The sequence below is a fragment of the Psychrobacter sp. LFX-11D genome (genome assembly GCF_904846475.1).
GTDB classification, from domain to species: domain Bacteria; phylum Pseudomonadota; class Gammaproteobacteria; order Pseudomonadales; family Moraxellaceae; genus Psychrobacter; species Psychrobacter cryohalolentis.
The window spans coordinates 81,728-101,348 of the sequence record NZ_CAJHAV010000006.1 but is presented as its reverse complement, the minus strand read 5'-3'; the positions used below and the strand labels follow the sequence as shown (position 1 = coordinate 101,348).

Genomic DNA, 19,621 nt, shown 5'->3' with positions numbered 1-19,621 from the left:
AAATAATTTTGTCTATAAATCAAGGAAGATAGTTATGTCAAAATATGAGTTAGACGTGGTGGTAGATGATTTTCACTACCTAGAAGGACCGCGTTGGTATAAAAACGCTTTATGGTTTGTCGATTTTTATACCAAAGGCGTTTATCGTGTTAATGATGAAGGCATTGCAGAAAAGATTGTCCATGTAGAACAGCAGCCATCTGGCTTAGGCTGGCTTCCTGACGGTCGTATGCTCATTGTCTCTATGAAAGATCGTAAAGTGTTACGTTTAGAGGACAATGGCGAATTAGTTGTTCACGCTGATATTTGGAAGCATTGTGAGGGGCATGCTAACGATATGGTCGTTGCGCCTAATGGCAACGCTTATGTTGGAAACTTCGGTTTTGATCTGATGGGTGGTGCTGATCATAAACACACTGGTCTTGTATTGGTGAGACCTGATGGTACCTCTCAGGTTGTGGCAGAAGGTTTGGCCTTTCCAAATGGCATGGTCATTTCTGCGGATGAAAAGACATTAATCGTTAATGAGTTATTTGGCAATAAAGTCTCACAGTTCGATATTAAGGAAAACGGCACTTTAGGAGAAAAACGTGATTTTGCTAACTTTGGAGAGTTAGGAGACGAGCCAAATTTAGGGGCACGTATAGAGAACGCCAGCATCTTACCTGATGGTCTTGCCTTAGATAGCGAGGGCGCTGTTTGGATTGCAGATACCTTGAACCAACGTGCTGTTCGTATTAAAGAAGGGGGCGAAATCTTAGAAACCGTTGATACTGCACCTGACGGCATTTTTGCGGTTGCTCTTGGCGGACAAGATGGCAAAACATTGTTTATGTGTGCAGCACCTGACTGGAATGAAGCGTCACGCACCGCTGAAACTAAAGGGCGTATGCTATCTACACCAGTTAAAGTGGGTCATGCTGGTACGCCTTAGTTTAAGAATACGCCACTAAAAATATTGAGTCAGTATCAAAAATATATCTAGCTACTACCCATTTATAATAAGAAACTAGAATCGATACCAATTTTATCGATTCTAGTTGTGTTAATCGAACCAATGAACTTGAGTGCGAAGAAAAGATAGTTAACAACAAGAATAATTAAACCATAGGAGTATGTATGTCTGCGACCAAAGAAGAAATAGCAGCCTTTATGGCATTAGAATTCCCTCAAACCAAGTGCAAAGTTGAATCAGTAGGCGATGATAGTTCGACCTTATCGCATGATATCGGTATAGATGAGCTACGTCCTGGTGGTACGGTCTCTGGCCCTGTATTGATGAGCATTGCTGATGTCGCACTCTATGTGGCGATACTTGGTAAGATTGGCATTGTAGCGTTGACAGTAACAACAAGCCTTACCATCAATTTTCTGCGCAAACCATCAGCAGAAGCGCGCATCATTGCTGAGTGCACCTTGCTAAAGGTAGGGCGTACGCTCATTGTAGGTGAGGTTTCCTTATACTCAGAAGGCTCTAGCGACTTGGTCGCGCATGTAGTTGGCACATATTCTGTACCGCCCAAGCACGACTAAGCTACTTTCTCAATATTGTTTCCTAGGTTGTAATGCTTCGAATTATTTAGATCATGATAATGCATTTCACTATGTGCTTTTTGGGTAGCTCAGTTCGCAAGCTTTGCCTTTTAGAGGAACGACTATGAATACCTAAATCAGCCCTTTAAAAAGAAAATAACACCCAACCACGGTTAATAATACCGCAAAGCATTTTTTTAAAAGCTCTGGTGATAGTATATGGGCGACTTTTGCACCTAGCTTCGCAGTGAAAAAGCTCATGACACTAATCCCTAAAAAGGCATAAATGTGCACAAAGCCAATGGTATTGGGCACATTGACTTGCTGCTGCATCCCAAAGAACATAAAGCCTAACGCTCCAGCAATGGCAATGGGCAAGCCACACGCTGCTGATGTGCCAACGGCTTTTTGCATGACCACACCGTAACGAGTTAAATAAGGCACCGTTAAGCTGCCGCCGCCAATACCAAAAATGGCAGAAGCAATACCAATAACCCCGCCTGCCGCTAGCTGCTTAGGTTTTGAAGGCAGTTCCGTATTGGCGCCATGGACATCATTAGCATGATTAACGACTTGTTTTTTGCCATCGAAAAACATCTTATAAGCGACCCACAGCAAAAACACCCCAACGATAAGCTGAAGATACAGCCCAGATATCTGTCCTGCAATCCCTGCCCCTAAAAAACAGCCAATCGCTAAACCGGGTGTCAGGTTTTTAAAGACCGGCCACATGACGGCGCCCTTTTTATTGTGCGCCATGAGCGAGCTGATAGAGGTGACAATGATGGTCGCTAGTGACGTACCTAACGCCAAATGCATGATAATGTCAGGACTGTAATCCATTTGGGTAAAGACGATAAATAACAGTGGTACGATAATCGTGCCGCCGCCCACACCAAAAAGCCCCGCAGCAAATCCTGCTAGAGCGCCTATTATTAAGAAAATGATTAGTTCCACAGGATAGTTACTTCTCGGTTAAATGATAGTTTTATAGTCGATGCTAAATAATATGGATACGTTATCTGACAAGGTGAAACTGGTACGAATTTTTCTAGCTTGCTGTGCCTACGCCGGTAGAGGTCACGAAAAATTCATTCCAGTTTCACGGTATCTTCTTGATATTAAGCTGACTATAGTTAGATAATAATTAGATAATCAATGTCAGAAAGTCAGCTTAAACGATTTCTACTTGACCTACTTGATGGTAAGCGCGGTTGAAATACACCAAGCTTTCATCAGCACTGCTTTGTTGATAGCCTTGTTTGATGGCGACAACTCGGCACATAAAGACACTGTGCGTACCAACTTGCTGAATATCCTCAATCTCACAGTCAAAACTGACCAATGCATCTGCTAAAATAGGCGCACCTGTAGCTAATGTCGTCCAAGAGCCCTGTTGAAATCGCTCTTCTGAGCATAATTTAGAAGCAAAGGCATTAGATATAGGCTCATGCTGTGCACCCAATACATTGACACTTAACGTTTTATTTTCAAGAAAATGGGCATGTGAGCGAGACGTTTGATTCATACAGACCAGCAAGGTTGGCGGTGTATCGGTAACGCTACATACCGCCGATGCGGTAAACCCATGCAGACCAGATTGCCCTTTGGTGGTGACCACATTGACGGCAGTCGTCAACAAAGACATGGCATCTCTAAAGTCGGTTGCTTCAATCACATCTTTACTCATTGCTGCAATCCTAAATGTTAAGTCGGTAAGTACATTGATAACTGAGGTCACTCATAAGTTTAAACAAGCTTTTATAGGCGGAGTTAAAGACCCAACCTATAAAAGCTAAATTTTGCATAAGTTTAGTCGGTAAATCCTAAGCTGTCAGCTCTTGACGCACGATTGCTGCGCCTGCGCTTAACGCGTTCAACTTACCGCGTGCAACTTGGCGCGATAAAGGTGCCATGCCGCAGTTGGTCGAAGGATAAAGCTTGTCCGCATCGACGAATTGCAGGGCTTTGCGTAGTGTATCGGCAACTTCTTCAGGCGTTTCAATGGTATTGGTTGCCACATCAATGGCACCAATCATCACTTTTTTACCGCGAATGAGTTCTATCAAATCCATCGGTACATGTGAGTTTTGACACTCTAACGAGACAATATCGATATTAGACTGCTGCAATTTTGGAAAGGCTTGCTCATATTGACGCCACTCTGAACCCAGTGTCTTTTTCCAATCAGTATTGGCTTTGATGCCGTAGCCGTAGCAAATATGCACTGCCGTCTCACACTTTAAACCCTCAATGGCACGCTCTAAAGTAGCGATACCCCAGTCGTTGACGTCGTCGAAGAATACGTTAAAAGCAGGCTCATCGAACTGGATGATATCCACCCCAGCCGCCTCTAATTCTCTGGCTTCTTGATTCAAGATTTTAGCAAATTCCCACGCCAATTTTTCACGGCTTTTATAATGACCATCATATAACGTATCAATCATCGTCATCGGACCAGGCAGTGCCCATTTGATCGGCTGGTCGGTTTGCTGACGTAAGAACTTCGCATCTTCAACAAATACAGGCTTTTGACGGCTCACCGCCCCAATGACTGACGGCACACTTGCCTCATAACGATCACGAATTTTAACGGTTTTTCGATTCTCAAAATCGACGCCATCAAGATGTTCAATAAAGGTAGTGACAAAATGCTGACGCGTCTGCTCGCCATCACTGACAATATCAATCCCTGCATGTCGCTGTTCTTGCAATGTTAAACGTAGCGCATCTTGTTTGGCTTCAAACAATTGCTCCCCTTCTAATGCCCAAGGTGACCAGATTTTCTCAGGTTCGGCAAGCCAAGAAGGTTTCGGTAAGCTGCCCGCAGTTGACGTCGGTAACAATTTTTGTGTCGGTAATAATATTGTCATGGGATTCATCTTCTTATTCATTCATATTTTATATTTTGGCTAGAGTTAGATTGCTTAGGCTGCCTGTTTTTTAGCCGTTTCTTTTTGACCTACTTCTCTTTGAACAGTCTCACTTGCAACATCATAACTTGCCGCCCATTCCTCAAGAATGTCTTGGTAGGGCTTGATAAATTGCGCTTCTGTGAACTTACCTTGCGTCACCGCCATTTGGCTGCGTTCTGCGCGGTCATAGACAATTTGCGTCAGTGAATAATCTTGGTAGTTTAAACTCGGCTGATAGACTTGCCCTGCGCTCGAGTTGGCATTGTAAATTTCAGGTCGATAAATCTTTTGGAAGGTCTCCATGGTACTGATCGCACTGATTAGCTCAAGATCGGTATAATCCGTCAGCAAGTCACCAGAAAAATAAAATGCTAAAGGTGCCACACTACCAGCAGGCATAAAATAGCGCACCGTCAAGCCCATTTTGGAAAAGTATTCATCGGTCAATGATCCTTTGTTCAAAGCGCAGACAGCTTGTCTATATTCAATCCCTAATACAGGATACTGATTGCCCGTACGATGATAGGTTTTACTACTTGAAACGCTTAGGCAAATCACCGGTTGTTTATTAAAATTGGCTTGGTAAGCCTCTGAGTTCAATAAATGTTGAAACAGTTTACCGTGCAAATCGCCAAAATCGGCTGGTGGTGGCGATGCAGGATGGTTATCGAAATGTGCTGGCAATACGATGCTAAAATCATAATCACGCACATAAGAGGAGAAGCTATTGCCGATCATACCGTCAATACGTTTGTTCTCTTTATGATCAATAATCGTTGTTTTTAGCGTTTCGATGACTGGGAATGTATGATCATTGCCTTCAATATCCAAGTCGGCAGAAATGATATCAACTTCAACAGAATAACGGTCGGCTGTCGGATTATCCCAATGTGCTAGATCATTAAAACGATTATTTATCATAGTCAGCGTTTTGCGTAAGTTCTCTTGACGACTCTCGCCACGCGCCAAATTTGCAAAATTTGTCGTCAGACGGGTGCTGTCTGCAGGTTGATAGTTTTCATCAAAACGAATGCTTGAGATGGAATATGTAAATTTTTTACTCATGGTAATCCCCTACCCTAATCTCATTAACTGAGATAAAACCGAATTTCTGTATGGGATGAATCATACCTAAAACATTACATGAATAAAAACGATACTATTTAAACATAACATGAATAAAATTCATGCTGCTAGTTTTATAGTAGAAAAAGGAGGGGGTAGCGGATGTTTTGACGACAGACTTAATAAATATTAAGTCTGTAAAGGACATTAAAAAGGTGGTCTAGCGGGGTTAAAAGGTACGTTTATTAAAGATTGGAATCGAAGCGTTTACTACTAAACGGCTGAGCATCAATAAATAATGGCTTACCGTGAATCATCTCTTCAATGAGACGTCCTGTCACCGGTCCAAGTGTCAGACCTTGATGAGCATGACCAAAAGCAAACCATAAATTATCGTGTTTTGATGCAGACCCAATAACTGGCTTCATGTCTGGCATGCATGGTCTTGTCCCACACCATGCTTCAGATTCAACAGCAGCATCAAGCGGCAACACTTTTTTTGCAAAAGCCAGTACAGTGTCTAGCTGATTAAAGTCTTTTGGATCATCTAACAGTGCCATTTCAGCGCCAGTCGTGATTCTCACACCTTGATCCATTGTGCCCATCACAAACCCTTTATCTACATCAAATAAGCTGTGAGAAAATGCGTTTTGGTCGGTGCTTTTAAAGTGTTGATGGTAGCCACGCATAGGAAATAGAGGGATTTCATAACCCAACGGCTTAATGAGATCAGCTGACCAAGGACCAGCAGCAATGACCAAATTCTGACATAAATAGGTTTCGCTATCGGTAATGACCTGCCAGCCCTCTTCTGTCTGTATCATATTTTTTACAGTGGATTTTTTTATCTCTCCTGGCATTGCTTCAAAATTTTTAGCATATGCTTTCACAAGACTGCCGGGATTTTTTATCTGCCAAGAGTTTTTCCAGTGTATACCGCCTATATAATCTGTAAAGTTCACATTTGGCTCTAGCGCTTGGAGCTCTGCTAGCGATAGAACCTGATACTCCACGCCTTTATCCGCCGCTTTTACCGCTTTATTAATTGATTTTTCAAAGCTATATGAATGACGATGAAGCTCAATCCAACCTATTTTACTGACCAGTTCATCAGCGCCTGACGCTCTAATCATAGGCTCATGCTCGTCTGTACAATGCTGAATGAGCGTAGCCCACTCGTCATCGATCTTTTTAACGTTTTTTGGACTTGAGTGAATCCAATATTGTAATAGCGGGCGCTGAAGACGATATATTGCAGACCAACGGTATCGAATATCAGCACTTTTATTGGGTAATATTCTAGATATCTCCTTAAAACTTCTAGGGAACGGTTTTGTATTTACCGCCTCTCTTGTAATGATACCGGCATTACCATAGGAGGTTTCTTCTCCTGGGCATTTTTTATCTAACAAAAGAACTTGAGCGTTGTTTTTCTGCAAATGCCAAGCGATAGAGGTTCCTACTATGCCGGCACCAATTACAATAACGTCATAGCGCATATCACTACCCCCAAGTAATAAGCTGACCCAGACCTTCGTCTTTAGCCTTTTGAGCAACTTTCAAAGCGACTGCCGCATCAAAGCTGGCGGCCCCAACAGATTTGAATAGGGTGATGCCTTTTTTATCTTGATCGATAGTAATATTTTTTGTGACCAAGTCAGCTAAATCGCCACTTAAATCCTCCCAAGTCCAACTGCAACCCTCAGCAGCATCTGCTTGAATTAAATCGCCCGCTTCATGACGTCCGCCCGCGATATCATCGATAAAGACATGTGAGCAGGCTTCAATGACAGAATCACTGACTTCTTTCATCTCAGGTTGATAAGCGCCTACCGCATTAATATGTACATCGGCTTTAATTTGGTTTATCTCAAACAAGCCTTCGGTTGCACGTGTCGCCAAGTTAATCACATCGGCATCTTTTACAGCGCTCGCGATATCTGCGCAGACTTCGATGGTGACCGACCATTCTGGATACTGTTCAGAAAACTGTGTTTTAAAGGTATTTGCACCCTTAGCAGTTCGATTCCATAGCGTTACCTTTTTGATATTTGGACACACAGTGAGCACAGCATTCAGCTGCTCATATGCCATACCACCACAGCCGATGACTGCCACTTGCTGGCTATCTGGCTTTGCTAGATACTTACTCGCGATACCCGATAGCGCTGCCGTACGTACTTGAGTGACATAAACACCATCCATAAAGGCCAGGATTTCACCCGTATCATTGTTTGAGACACTCACCACAGCGGTAGTCGTCGGTAGATTTCGCTTTGGGTTATCTGGACAAATGGTGACCAGTTTAACGATAGCAAATTCTTCATGACCGTCGAACAATACTGAAGGCATCGATAGATGGGAGCCACTGTTTTTATCACTGGCAGTGAAAGTCGGAATGACCAAGCGCTCAGGGCACTTAATCCACTCTGGATGCTGCGCTTGTAGGGTCAACAGCTGCTCGATCGAGTCGATAGCCATGGTCATTGTCAATTGACTCTTTACCGTTTTGCTGTCTAAAATATGCATGAGAGTTCCTTATAGTTTTTATTAAAAATAAATCCTAATTGATTACGATACCACTCAACTAGAGATCAAAAATCTTGCCGCGATTCATAATACCATTGGGATCGAGCACTTTCTTAATCTCACGCAAATAATCAATCTCGGTTTCGCTACGGCTATAGTGTAGATAAGGCTTTTTAGTCATACCCACGCCATGTTCTGCTGAGACCGAACCACCATACTTCTGTACTACCTCAAAGATAGAATCATTCACCGTCTGGCATTGCCCAAAGAATTCATCTTTCGATAAATTCTCGGGCTTTAAAATATTGAGATGCAAGTTGCCATCGCCGATATGTCCAAACCAGCAAATCTCAAAATCTGGATATTTGGCGTTTACGATCGTTTCTATATCATGGATAAAGTTTGGCACATGGCTGATGAGTACTGATATGTCATTTTTATACGGCGTGAATACTGAAATCGTCTCAGAGATATACTCGCGCAGCTTCCACAAATCCATCGCCTGAGCCATACTCTGACTCATTACCCCATCGACTATCCAACCATTCTCCATACAGTTTTCAAAGATAGCCATCGCCTTATCCATAATCGGCTCATACGGCGCTTCGAATTCTAATAAAACGTAGTATTTGGTTCGAGCGTCAAACGGCTCTTGCACATGCCCAGTCGCCATTAATTTCTCAATCGCCACCTCATCAAAGAACTCAAACGCAGTCAAATCAATTTGTGCTTGAAAAGCCGCTAACACCTGCATCACATGGTCAAATTCATCCATGCCGAGCACCATCACGGTCAAATCTTGGGGTGGACGGTCAAGCTTCATTTGTGCCTCGGTGACGATACCTAATGTGCCTTCAGCGCCAATGAATAATTGCCGTAAATCATAACCAGTAGCGTTTTTAATCATGCCTCGGTTGAGCTTAAGGATATCACCTTTGCCCGTCACGACGGTGAGACCCATTACCCATTGACGGGTCATGCCATAGCGAATGACTTTAATCCCGCCCGCATTGGTACCAATATTACCACCGATCTGACTTGAACCTGCTGAGGCAAAATCGACCGGATAATACAAACCCTGCGCTTCAGCAAACTGCTGTAGCTGCTCAGTAATCACACCGGCTTCTACCTCTACCAAACGATCAGCCGGATAGAACTGACCAATTTTATTCATCTTATCTAGGCTGACAACTATCTCACCATTGCTAGCGACTGCACCTGCGGATAGTCCAGTACGACCACCACTCGGTGTGATGACAATATTGTGCTCATTTGCCAGTTTTACTAAGGCTTGAACTTGCTCAGTAGATTTCGGAAATACGATAGCAGAGGGTGCTGGCGCAAAATGTTTGGTCCAGTCTTTACCCCAATGCTCTAAGCTCACAGTATCTGTCTTAATCTGTGATACATCATAACCATGCTGTTCTTGCAATATAGACAATAGTTGCTGAGTTAATGCTAGCACGGTTGAAGCATGCTCAGATTCTGTATGCGCAGCTTCTATATGTGCAGCTTCTAAAGTAGGCAGTGCTGAAAAATCAGTCACAATATACACTCCAAATAAATAAAAGCAGTGTGCCGTTCACTTAATCTCTCCGCCAAATCAGCGGCGGCAATAAATAAACACAACGCCCTGCGTCAAAAAACTAGGCTATGATTTTGAGACATTGACCCATATGATACAAAGTCAGCCCCATCTCCGTATAGCCTGAACGCAAGCCAGACATACTTACCTTAGCTTCTTTAATCGTCTTAAAGGGTAATGGCAAGACGTCGCGGTCACCTGAGATAATATAATCGGCAAAGCATTTACCAATCATAGTACCTGTAGTAATCCCACGCCCATTGTATGCAGTCGCGGCAAGGATACCGTCTTCTGGCTCAAAGATACGCATGATATGGTCTTGCGTAAAGCCAAAGTGACCGTACCACTCATACTGCCACTTAAATTTAGGCAGATCTGGGAAATAGCTCTTTTGTACGACATTCGCCCAGTTTTGATAGAAGGTTTTGGACTTCATGGCTTTGCCACCGACCGTGCCAAGGAGTAAACGACCCTCGTTATCACGGCGAATACTGGACAAGGCCAAGCGCGTATCCCAAGCGCCTGTTTTATAAGGCAATATTCGATCTGCCACTTTACCGGTCAATGGCTCAGAAGCAATTTGATAATAATCAACCAAATAGAACGTCTTCTTAATATCTGTCCATTCGCCTTCAGTATAAGCATTGGTCGCGATGATGACTTTTTCAGCTTTCACCGCCGCATCAGCTGTACGCACATACCAATTACCATCAGATTTCTCAACTGAAGTCACCGCCGAGTGCTCATAGATACGTACGCCCAGTTTAGTCGCGGCTGCCGCTAAGCCATTGACGTATGCGGATGGGTTAATAGTGCCCGCACGATGATCGAGCAAGGCTTTATTGATACTGGTTGTCCCGCAGTATTCATGACAGCGCGCACCGGTCAATACCTCGGCATGAACACCGCGACGTATCAACTGATCGTAGCGGATATCTACATCGGCTTCACCCTTGGCATTGTGCGCCATATGGATATTGCCCGTACGCGTATCCTTTGCATCAATATGATGGCGATCGATGATGTCAAACACGAGACTTGGTGCATGACCGAGCGCAGTCCCTAAACGTTCACCAACCTCTTCTCCCATGATTTTATTGAGGTCATCAGGACGAGCCCAAGTACCGGCATTCACAAAACCCACATTGCGTCCTGAGCCGCCGCTACCGATGATCTTACTCTCTAGTAACACCACCGCGATGCCTTGCTCTGCCAGATGAATCGCAGCAGACAGCCCAGTATAACCACCGCCGATGATACAAACTCGTGTTTGCGTTTCGCTCGTTAGGGTATCGTAGTGGTGAGTTTTGGGCGCAGTGACGCTCCACAAACATTGCTCTTGCAACATCTCAAGTTCCTTCTAAATTATACGTTTTCTACGGTAGAGAGCGTGCTTGTGTTATCGATGACAGTCGGTTCTTCACGAGGAATAAATTTATTTAAGACGACCCATAGCAAGCCAAACAATGGTGATAACCAGCAGGCAAAGGCGAATGGCGCGTAAGTTAAGGTCGCAATACCTAGGGTTGCCGCGACAAAGCTACCGCCCATGTTCCAAGGAATAAGTGGCGATAACAGCGTACCCGTATCTTCGATAGAGCGAGTAAGCGTCGTGCGCTTGTAACCCATCTCTTTATACTTATCTTTGAGCAGACGACCTGGCAAGACTAGCGTGGTATAGACATCACCGATAAGCGTACCAACACCGATGGTACTGGCATAAGTCGTAATCACTAAACCAAATCTCGATTTCACCATGTTGTTGATTTTGGCCATAATGGCTTTTAATGTACCGTAATGCTCAATTGAACCGACAAAAGCTAGTGCAAAGATAGTTAAGGTCACGACCCAAGTCATGGACATCACGCCACCTTTAGACAACAGTTGATCGACCACAGCAAAGCCGGTCTCACTTTTAAAGCCATTTTGTAGGACGTTAAAGATGTCATGGACACCAACGCCTTGCATAAAGAATGCGACAAGACCAGCAACTACCACACCTGACAATACCGTTGGAATGGCTGGCATTTTCATAACAGCTGCAATGACGACGACAACAGCAGGTAATAAAGTAATAATGCTCAGGTTATAGTTCGCTGCTAATGAGGTTTGTATTTCTTTGATTGAGGTGAGATCGACATTATCTGCGCCGTAGCTCATACCAATCCAAGCATAGAGGATCAGAGCAGTCACCATCGCAGGTACAGTCGTCGGCAACATGCCACGGATATGGTCCCAGAGGTCAACACCGGCGGCGGCTGGTGTTAAGTTCGTGGTGTCAGACAACGGAGACATTTTGTCGCCAAAGAAAGCACCGGAGACGATGGCACCACCTGTTAGTGACGGTGGAATACCTAATCCCAAACCAATACCCATCATAGCTAAACCGACTGTACCAACCGTGCCCCACGAGGTACCCGTTGCTACTGAAATAATGGCACAAATAAGACAAACAGAGACTAGGAATGAGGAGGGAGAAAAAACGCTAAAGCCGTAGTATAAAATAGTGGGTACAGTGCCGGCGATAATCCAAGCACCGATGAGCATCCCTACACCCATCAAGATGATCATGGCAGGCAGACCAATTTTCACAACCTTTAAGAAACGCTCTTCCATACCTTCCCAGCTGCGCCCACGTATCTTCATGAACAGACCGGTGATCAAAATGCCACATGCTAGCGGAATATGCGGAGTAAAATCTTTGAAGACAAAAAATTGCACCATTAAAATAATGGCAGTCAATATCAGTGGGGCAATATCTAGCAGGAAGCTAGAAGAAGGATCATAACCTTCGATATCAGGGTCATGCGGTTTGTGGGGTTTATCTGCAATCATAATATATCTACCTATCCTAGTAGTTAAAACCAAATCCATTGGTATATAGTTATCGTACGATGTTGCTCATTGGTCAGATGCAAACCAATTTAGTGACCTAAGTCACTTCTCTCAATGCATTTATATTAAATAATCAATTAAAACAATAACTTAATATTCATGTTAAAGAATAAAGTATTGCCATCAATCAAAATAGATATTTGAAAGATATTCATTCATTACTAAAGGGATTAAAAAATAAAGCGTTAAACAGTAATCTTAATTAAAACGGCTATCCGCTATTTTTGCGGCTTATTGACGGTCTAAAAGTAGATTCAAAACAGAATTTAAAAGGATACAAGTAATGCTAAGGGCAGTTAAGCGCACATAACGCGCGCTTAACTGGCTAAAAACACACTTTTATATTAGCAACTATGGCTTGCATTAACCGAAATTAATACCCTGTGCTAGTGGTAGCTCAGTTGAGTAGTTGACCGTATTGGTCTGACGACGCATGTAGTTTTTCCACGCATCAGAGCCTGACTCACGACCACCGCCAGTTTCTTTTTCGCCGCCGAATGCGCCACCAATCTCAGCACCGCTGGTACCGATGTTGACGTTGGCAATACCACAGTCACTACCGCGGGCACTTAAGAACAGCTCAGCTTCACGCAAGTCATTGGTAAAGACGCAAGAAGATAAGCCTTGTGGCACGTCATTTTGCAGCTCTAAAGCTTCGTCGAAGTCTGTATAGGTCATGACATACAAGATCGGTGCAAAGGTCTCATGACGGACGACATCATTTTGCGCATCCATCTCAACAATAGCTGGCGTGACGTAGTAAGCGTTTGGATACTTATCTTGTAAGACGCGCTCACCACCAGTGACTGTACCGCCGGCTGCACGGGCTTTGGTCAAAGCGTCTTGCATGTTATTGAAGCTATCTTCGTCGATAAGTGGACCGACCAAGTTGCCTTCTAGTGGATGACCGATACTCACTGTTGAATAAGCAGATTTTACGCGTGGTAAGATGTCATTTTTTACAGATTCGTGGACGAATAGACGGCGTAGCGAGGTACAACGCTGACCCGCAGTACCAACTGCTGAGAACAGAATACCGCGTAAGGCTAGGTCTAAATCAGCACTTGGGGTTAGAATCATGGCATTGTTACCACCAAGCTCTAGTAAAGACTTACCGAAACGCTCAGCGACTTTTGGCCCTACGATTCTGCCCATACGTGTGCTGCCCGTCGCACTGACGAGAGCCACATCTTTATGCTCAACCAACGCATTACCAACATCGGCTTCACCCAATAAGAGCTGAGATAGATTGGCAGGCGCATCGCCAAATTTGGCTAGGGCTTTCTCGAATAGCGATTGGCAAGCGATGGCAGTTAAAGGGGTTTTTTCTGAAGGCTTCCAGATCACAGGATTACCACAGACCAAGGCTAGCGCCGTGTTCCATGACCAAACAGCAACGGGAAAGTTAAAAGCTGAGATGACCGCGATGACGCCTAATGGCTGCCAAGTTTCGCGCATGTGGTGACCAGGACGCTCTGAGGCGATAGTCAAGCCATAAAGCTGACGAGATAGACCTACTGCAAAGTCGCAGATATCGATCATCTCTTGGACTTCGCCTAGACCTTCTTCTTTGATTTTACCGGCTTCTAGAGAAACTAGCGCGCCTAGATCTTCTTTGTGCTCACGGAGCACTTCGCCTAAAATACGGACCAATTCACCACGCTTAGGAGCAGGCACTGTACGCCATTCTTTGAAGGCTTTTTTAGCATCTTGTATTTGTGTGTTGACATCATTCACTTGATGCAAAGCGACCTTACCGATGACTTCACCATCGATAGGGCTATTAACTGCGAAATCGCCTGCTTGGTACTGGCTTTCGTCGACGCCCATGGCTGACATATATTGCTTAATCATAATGACTCCTTTGTATAGTATTTCGTTACGTCCGTGCAGATCTATAAACTACCCTGCCGTCGCTCAAGTTGCAAAATAATAAATTTCTTGCTGTCATTCGTTTTTGGAATGGCGCTCTAAACTTAGTAGATAAAATCTTAATGAATCAATATATTGACTGATATAACTCTCATTGTATTAAAGCGGATTAAACCTCACTGCTCTAAAAAAATGTTTTTCACAGCGCCACTGTTTTGTCTTTTAACCATAAGTTGCTTTAAGCTACTTGTTGTAACGAGGCCAAACACGCCTGTAGACTCTCATTCTGCCGCTGCGCATATAATGCCAATTCATCTTGCACACGCATGCCTAAGGCTTGCTCAAATTCTTGCTTATTGGACTGATCGTCATAGCTGTTCTCGCTATCACTATGAAGATTGGACTGGAAGATACCGGCTGCACTCACAGGCAAAAAGTCTTCATAAACAATCGGCTCAATAAGAATGATATCTTGCTCAATCAGGCTTTGCAGATCGGCAGCAGAGAGCTCGTTTGACGGTGAATCTATAATGTGGTTTGCAAAAGCCTCTTTATCAGCTACTTGATAAAGGAAATAAGCAAGCTGCTCATGATGCAGTGTCTTATAATCGTCTGGAAAAGCGGCAAAAGATTCGCTTAATAATCGATAATATTGCTCAGCATTGTCTTCATTTGGGGTCGTACCCAACTTTTTGCGGGCGGCGTTAAGCAATTGGTCGTAAAGCGCACGGCCTTTTGGGGTCAGGGCTACACCGCGCTGCTCAATCTCACCAAAGCGGGCAGTATGCTGACCGGATTCATACTGACCGTCAGCACCTTTAAAACTCACTGGCTCTATTAATGCCTTAAAGCTGGTCTGGCGCAAAAGAATAGGACAGTGACGGCGTGGCGGTCCCTCAATGATCGCTTTTGGTGTAATTCCTCGGCTCTGCATACCTTGTTGGACGGCATCGATATCTAGCGTCCTTGGGGTCAAATGATTGATATGTGGTCCTTTAAACCCAACCACATCGGCAATCAGTTGATGTTGAGCTGCCAACTGCTCATATATGTCTTTCGAGATAGGCGACTGCTCATGCCAACGAAAGGTCTCGAGCGCTTCTTGGACAAATTGCTCACCCTGCTCATTCGTTAGACCGCCCTCGTTTTCATAAATTTCAATCAGTTTGATCGCGTCATCGGTAAAGATACAGCGCGCATCCAGTGCCGCTTGGGCTTGTTGCTTGAGCGTCGCATCACCAATCAAATCTAAACGCAATAATGAGGTAAATACGCGAAACGGGCTATTATTGAGCGATGCCGTATCAATCGCGCGAAACGCTGTAGAATGCACTGGCACGCCAGCAGGCGCTAGATCATAGTAGCCGACCGCATGCATACCCATAACTGCGAACAAACGACGCATCATCGTAAGCTCTGCCGCAGTACCCAATCGAATCGCTCCATGGCGCTCCATGCTGAGTCTATCGATTTCATCGGTATTCTTAAGCTGTTCAGAAATCTCAGGCTGCTTGTCCAATACATCCTGATTAACCTCAGCGACCAGATTCATAAGATCAGTATACAGCGGCACTTCTTTTTGATACATATTTGACATAGCGAGCGAAAAACGATAACGGATATCGTCACTGCTCATATTTTTTTGGTTTGAGCTTAGATGCTCTGAACTCACGGTTATTCTCCTTAAACTGGTTATGATGACAGATGAATAATAGTTAAAAATGATGGCTGCTTTATGTAGCCAAATAGAAGCTACAAGCAAAAATACTCATTGAATCGGCAGCTCATTTGGGATAGATGCTAGGATGCCTTTTAAGATATCGAGCCCTTCTTGTAGGGTTTCAGGCTCAATCGTTAATGGCGGTAATAAGCGAATAATATGGCGGTATTTACCACTAGGCATCAATAACAATCCTTGCTTGCGAGCTGCCACTAAAATATAGGCCATCACGCTTGGCTGCGTACCATGAGATGGATGACGCAGTTCAATGCCGCGCATAGCACCTATACCGGTTAAACCATATAACCAAGGTGTTAAACCTTCTTGTTGCCACTGTTCAATAGTGGTTTCAATGGTTTGCTGATAGTGTTCTGCTGAGTCCCATACGGCATCTTCTGCCATGATATCGAGCGTGGCATTGGCAGCAGCACATGCTACTGGGTTGCCAGAATAGGTACCGCCCAAGCTGCCCTTTGGCAAGTCGTTCATGACAGTGCCTTTACCAATGACTGCCCCTAATGGTAGACCGCCGGCAATACTTTTACCCAGCAACACCATATCGGGCTCGATACCTAGATGACTAAAGGCGAACGGTGTACCCGTACGCCCAAATCCTGACTGAATCTCATCCATGATGAGCAAGATGCCATTATCATCACAGAACTTACGTAAGTATTGAGCAAATTTTGGTGACATTAATTGAAAACCGCCCTCGCCTTGTACTGGCTCTACGATGATAGCGCCGATATTACCAATATCGGTTTCGACTTCGAACAGGCGCAGCAAAGCATCAATGGATTGCTGGTCACTGGTATTATTGTCAGGGCTTGGGAATGGAATATGATAGACACTGCCAGCAAGAGGGCCCAGACCGCGTTTATATGGGTCCACTTTACCATTAAGGTTGACAGCTGCGAGGGTACGGCCATGAAAGCCGCCATCAAAAGCAATCACACCGACACGACCAGTCTTCATACGGGCAATTTTGATCGCGTTTTCGGTTGCTTCGGCGCCGCAATTGGTTAACATGCCTGCAAGCTCACCTGCAATAGGAACTAAATCGCAAAGTCTCGGCATGAGCTTTTGGTAAGGCAGGTGACCTGCCGCATTGTAGGCGTAGTGAATGAGGTTTTGTGATTGATCGATGATAGCGTCAACGATATGTGGGTGGCAATGACCAAAATTTAATACGCCGATACCACCGACGAAATCGATATAGCGCTTGCCACCTGTATCCCAAACGTGCGCATTTTTACCTTTGCTAAGGGTTACAGGATGCACCATGGTGAATGCATCGGTAACGTTATACAACGAATCCATGAACGTCTCTCATCTTCCTTGAGTTAGACGCTCATTTCAACAAAACGATAGGAGTTGGGCAAACGAATAATAGTTGGGCGGGCATTCCTTTTTGTCATCGTAGCTAATTGCAAAGGTTATTCTTCATCCTTTGCTTTTAGCAGTTAATCATCTTACTGTCGTTATCCGTGGCTGACACTCGTACAAGTGATACCCAACAAACTGGCTAACTCAACTTGACTCTGACTAGACGTTTCTAAGTAGCATGCAATCCACTCTTGCATCACTTTGGTCTTGTGCGAGTTGCCAAGCGATAAAGGATAAGACATATAATAAGCCCCTCTCCCCTTGGCCGCATAATGCCAAGCCATCACCAGCTGACCCGATTGCAGCTCAGGCGCCACTAGACGCAACGGCACTAGGGCAATACCGTAACCCATTAAGGCCGCCGAAATACAGGTATGAAACGTATCAAAACGTGGACCGACAAATGTACCATCTAAGCTAATCTGCTGCTGCTTAAAATACTCGTACCATGCACTAGGGCGAGAGCTCAGCTGTAGCAGTATGTAGCTGTTTAACTCTTGCGGTTGTAAGTCTTTACCTTGCAAATAATCAGGGCGACAAACGGCCACACAGTACTCATCAAACAATTTGACATTTTTCATACCCGACCATGTCCCTTCACCATATAAGAACGCAATATCCACATCATGCTCTTCAGAGAAAAACGGCCCCACCTGCTCTTTGATTTCCAGCCGAATTAAAGGATGTTCCTGACTAAACCCGTGCAGTGCCGGAATCAGCCATCGCGCACAAAAGGTGGGGTGCGCGGTCATTTTTAACACTTCCAAATTACTGCTATGCGACATCAGGTTGGTCGTCGCGGTTTCTATGTGCTTTAGAATACTTAGCACATCAATATAATAAGCTTTGCCAGCAGGCGTTAACGAGATACGCTGTGAGGTACGATAAAACAACGAGATATTCAACATCTCCTCTAACTGCGCCACTTGTTTGCTTACCGCACTTTGCGTCATATGCAGCTCTAAGGCAGCATTGGTAAAGCTTAAGTGGCGAGCCGCTGTCTCAAAGCATTGCAGCGCTGTCGTCGAAGGATATCTTCTAAACGCAAGAGCAGGATTGGTGTCAGTTTTCATAGTCTGTGTTTATTTTCTTCCATGATAATAAGTGTGATACTTCGTATTACATCGCCTCTTTTAAGCACAGTCCACGTTTAATATGCCATTACAATTTAGCGAGAAAAAGCGAGAAAATAGGTTAACCCGCCTTCTGTACTACTTCGAGCGCTGATATAGCAATCAGATCCAGCCTTCCTCCAAAAGCCCTTCAGTGTTACTCACTTTAAAATCCTGATATAAGTTAAAAAATACCGCTGGATCTTCTACATTATCGAGCAGCTCTCTTTTATTGAGTGCTACAAACATCGCTAGTGCATAAGCGGCACAGTGGATAGACTTTTTCGGATTAAACTCCATATCAGTAAAGGCTTGATATTGCATCACCTCTTCATGCAGCTGAGGGTTTTGCTTTAGGGCATTGATATACAGCCAATCATAAAACGCGGTCAACGGCTCTACGCTCCACTCGATACCAAAATAATCATAGCTAATTAATTCACCCGAGGTGATTAATCGCTCATCTTTTTTGGCTTGTCTGGGCGGTGCACTTAGCAAGTCAATATAGGGGCCGCCATCCTCAAAAACCATACTGCTTTGAAAGGCGTTTTCGACACTATACTGCTCGCCACCATTCTCATTAGTTAGCTTTAGGCTCAAAGGGCTCAGCAGAAAACTCAGCTTATTACCCGATTTACTCGACAGCTCTAAAACGTGATTAAATCCATATTTTTTGCGAATGACTTGATGCATATCATTGATAGATTTTTTCTTTTGCCGACTCGCAAATCCCACATGGCGCTCAAACCGAACCATGTCTGTTTTTACCAAATTATCACTGTTCACTCTAGGCATGAATACAGGTCTTTTTTCTACCGCGCTTTGTGCTTGTTCCATCGTGATGTACCTTATATCAATAATCTTTTATCAATGTTCTTTTATAACTGATTAAGTGCGTCTGCCCAGTCCGAAATATATCGAATCCAATCAGCGCTCGCGGGGCAGTTTATCTTATTATGGGTCATTTATCCTGCTCTATTTTAGCGTTATCAATAACCTTGAGCTATGC

16 protein-coding genes are annotated in these 19,621 nt (G+C 44.2%); 2 read left to right on the top strand and 14 right to left on the bottom strand.

Annotated elements, in window-relative coordinates; all coding sequences use genetic code 11:
- Positions 1 to 34 precede the first annotated feature (34 nt).
- Together JMX75_RS06295 and JMX75_RS06290 are read left to right on the top strand one after the other, a co-directional pair.
- Positions 35 to 934, top strand: coding sequence for an SMP-30/gluconolactonase/LRE family protein (locus JMX75_RS06295; RefSeq protein ID WP_201531560.1), 900 nt, complete (start codon positions 35 to 37; stop codon positions 932 to 934).
- Positions 935 to 1,119: 185 nt separating this feature from the next.
- Positions 1,120 to 1,533, top strand: coding sequence for a PaaI family thioesterase (locus JMX75_RS06290; protein WP_201531559.1), 414 nt, complete (start codon positions 1,120 to 1,122; stop codon positions 1,531 to 1,533).
- A 132-nt stretch (positions 1,534 to 1,665) separates the two neighbouring features.
- Here the strand turns inward: JMX75_RS06290 and JMX75_RS06285 are convergent, their stop codons facing one another.
- From JMX75_RS06285 to JMX75_RS06220, 14 genes are all read right to left on the bottom strand, one after another.
- Entirely contained in the window at positions 1,666 to 2,490 is an 825-nt protein-coding gene (locus JMX75_RS06285) for a sulfite exporter TauE/SafE family protein (protein ID WP_201531558.1), read from the bottom strand.
- A 217-nt stretch (positions 2,491 to 2,707) separates the two neighbouring features.
- Complete coding sequence (locus tag JMX75_RS06280; protein WP_201531627.1) at positions 2,708 to 3,211, bottom strand: flavin reductase; 504 nt, start codon at positions 3,209 to 3,211, stop codon at positions 2,708 to 2,710.
- Between the two features lie 148 nt (positions 3,212 to 3,359).
- The gene (locus JMX75_RS06275; protein ID WP_201531557.1) at positions 3,360 to 4,406 is read right to left on the bottom strand and encodes a methionine synthase; all 1,047 of its coding nucleotides are present in this window, start codon (positions 4,404 to 4,406) and stop codon (positions 3,360 to 3,362) included.
- A gap of 54 nt (positions 4,407 to 4,460) precedes the next feature.
- Complete coding sequence (locus JMX75_RS06270; RefSeq protein WP_201531556.1) at positions 4,461 to 5,513, bottom strand: DUF1852 domain-containing protein; 1,053 nt, start codon at positions 5,511 to 5,513, stop codon at positions 4,461 to 4,463.
- Positions 5,514 to 5,758: 245 nt separating this feature from the next.
- Positions 5,759 to 7,012 carry an NAD(P)/FAD-dependent oxidoreductase gene (locus tag JMX75_RS06265; RefSeq protein ID WP_201531555.1) on the bottom strand — a complete coding sequence of 418 codons (1,254 nt, stop codon included), beginning with the start codon at positions 7,010 to 7,012 and terminating at the stop codon, positions 5,759 to 5,761.
- A gap of 4 nt (positions 7,013 to 7,016) precedes the next feature.
- A complete protein-coding gene (locus tag JMX75_RS06260) occupies positions 7,017 to 8,042 on the bottom strand; it encodes an ornithine cyclodeaminase family protein (RefSeq protein ID WP_201531554.1) in 1,026 nt (341 codons plus the stop codon).
- 58 nt (positions 8,043 to 8,100) lie between these two features.
- A complete protein-coding gene (locus JMX75_RS06255) occupies positions 8,101 to 9,507 on the bottom strand; it encodes an FAD-binding oxidoreductase (RefSeq protein ID WP_227673006.1) in 1,407 nt (468 codons plus the stop codon).
- 181 nt (positions 9,508 to 9,688) lie between these two features.
- Positions 9,689 to 10,975 carry an NAD(P)/FAD-dependent oxidoreductase gene (locus JMX75_RS06250; RefSeq protein ID WP_201531553.1) on the bottom strand — a complete coding sequence of 429 codons (1,287 nt, stop codon included), beginning with the start codon at positions 10,973 to 10,975 and terminating at the stop codon, positions 9,689 to 9,691.
- 17 nt (positions 10,976 to 10,992) lie between these two features.
- Positions 10,993 to 12,462: a Na+/H+ antiporter NhaC gene (gene nhaC / locus JMX75_RS06245; protein WP_201531552.1), complete on the bottom strand. Its 1,470-nt coding sequence runs from the start codon at positions 12,460 to 12,462 to the stop codon at positions 10,993 to 10,995.
- A gap of 423 nt (positions 12,463 to 12,885) precedes the next feature.
- On the bottom strand, positions 12,886 to 14,376 hold the full coding sequence (locus tag JMX75_RS06240) for an aldehyde dehydrogenase family protein (RefSeq protein WP_201531551.1): 1,491 nt from the start codon (positions 14,374 to 14,376) through the stop codon (positions 12,886 to 12,888).
- Between the two features lie 256 nt (positions 14,377 to 14,632).
- Entirely contained in the window at positions 14,633 to 16,030 is a 1,398-nt protein-coding gene (locus JMX75_RS06235; protein WP_201531623.1) for a VOC family protein, read from the bottom strand.
- Positions 16,031 to 16,162: 132 nt separating this feature from the next.
- On the bottom strand, positions 16,163 to 17,434 hold the full coding sequence (locus JMX75_RS06230; protein WP_201531550.1) for an aspartate aminotransferase family protein: 1,272 nt from the start codon (positions 17,432 to 17,434) through the stop codon (positions 16,163 to 16,165).
- Positions 17,435 to 17,595: 161 nt separating this feature from the next.
- On the bottom strand, positions 17,596 to 18,573 hold the full coding sequence (locus tag JMX75_RS06225) for a LysR substrate-binding domain-containing protein (RefSeq protein ID WP_201531548.1): 978 nt from the start codon (positions 18,571 to 18,573) through the stop codon (positions 17,596 to 17,598).
- Positions 18,574 to 18,735: 162 nt separating this feature from the next.
- Positions 18,736 to 19,449 carry a DUF6977 family protein gene (locus tag JMX75_RS06220; RefSeq protein ID WP_201531546.1) on the bottom strand — a complete coding sequence of 238 codons (714 nt, stop codon included), beginning with the start codon at positions 19,447 to 19,449 and terminating at the stop codon, positions 18,736 to 18,738.
- Between the last annotated feature and the right edge of the window lie 172 nt (positions 19,450 to 19,621).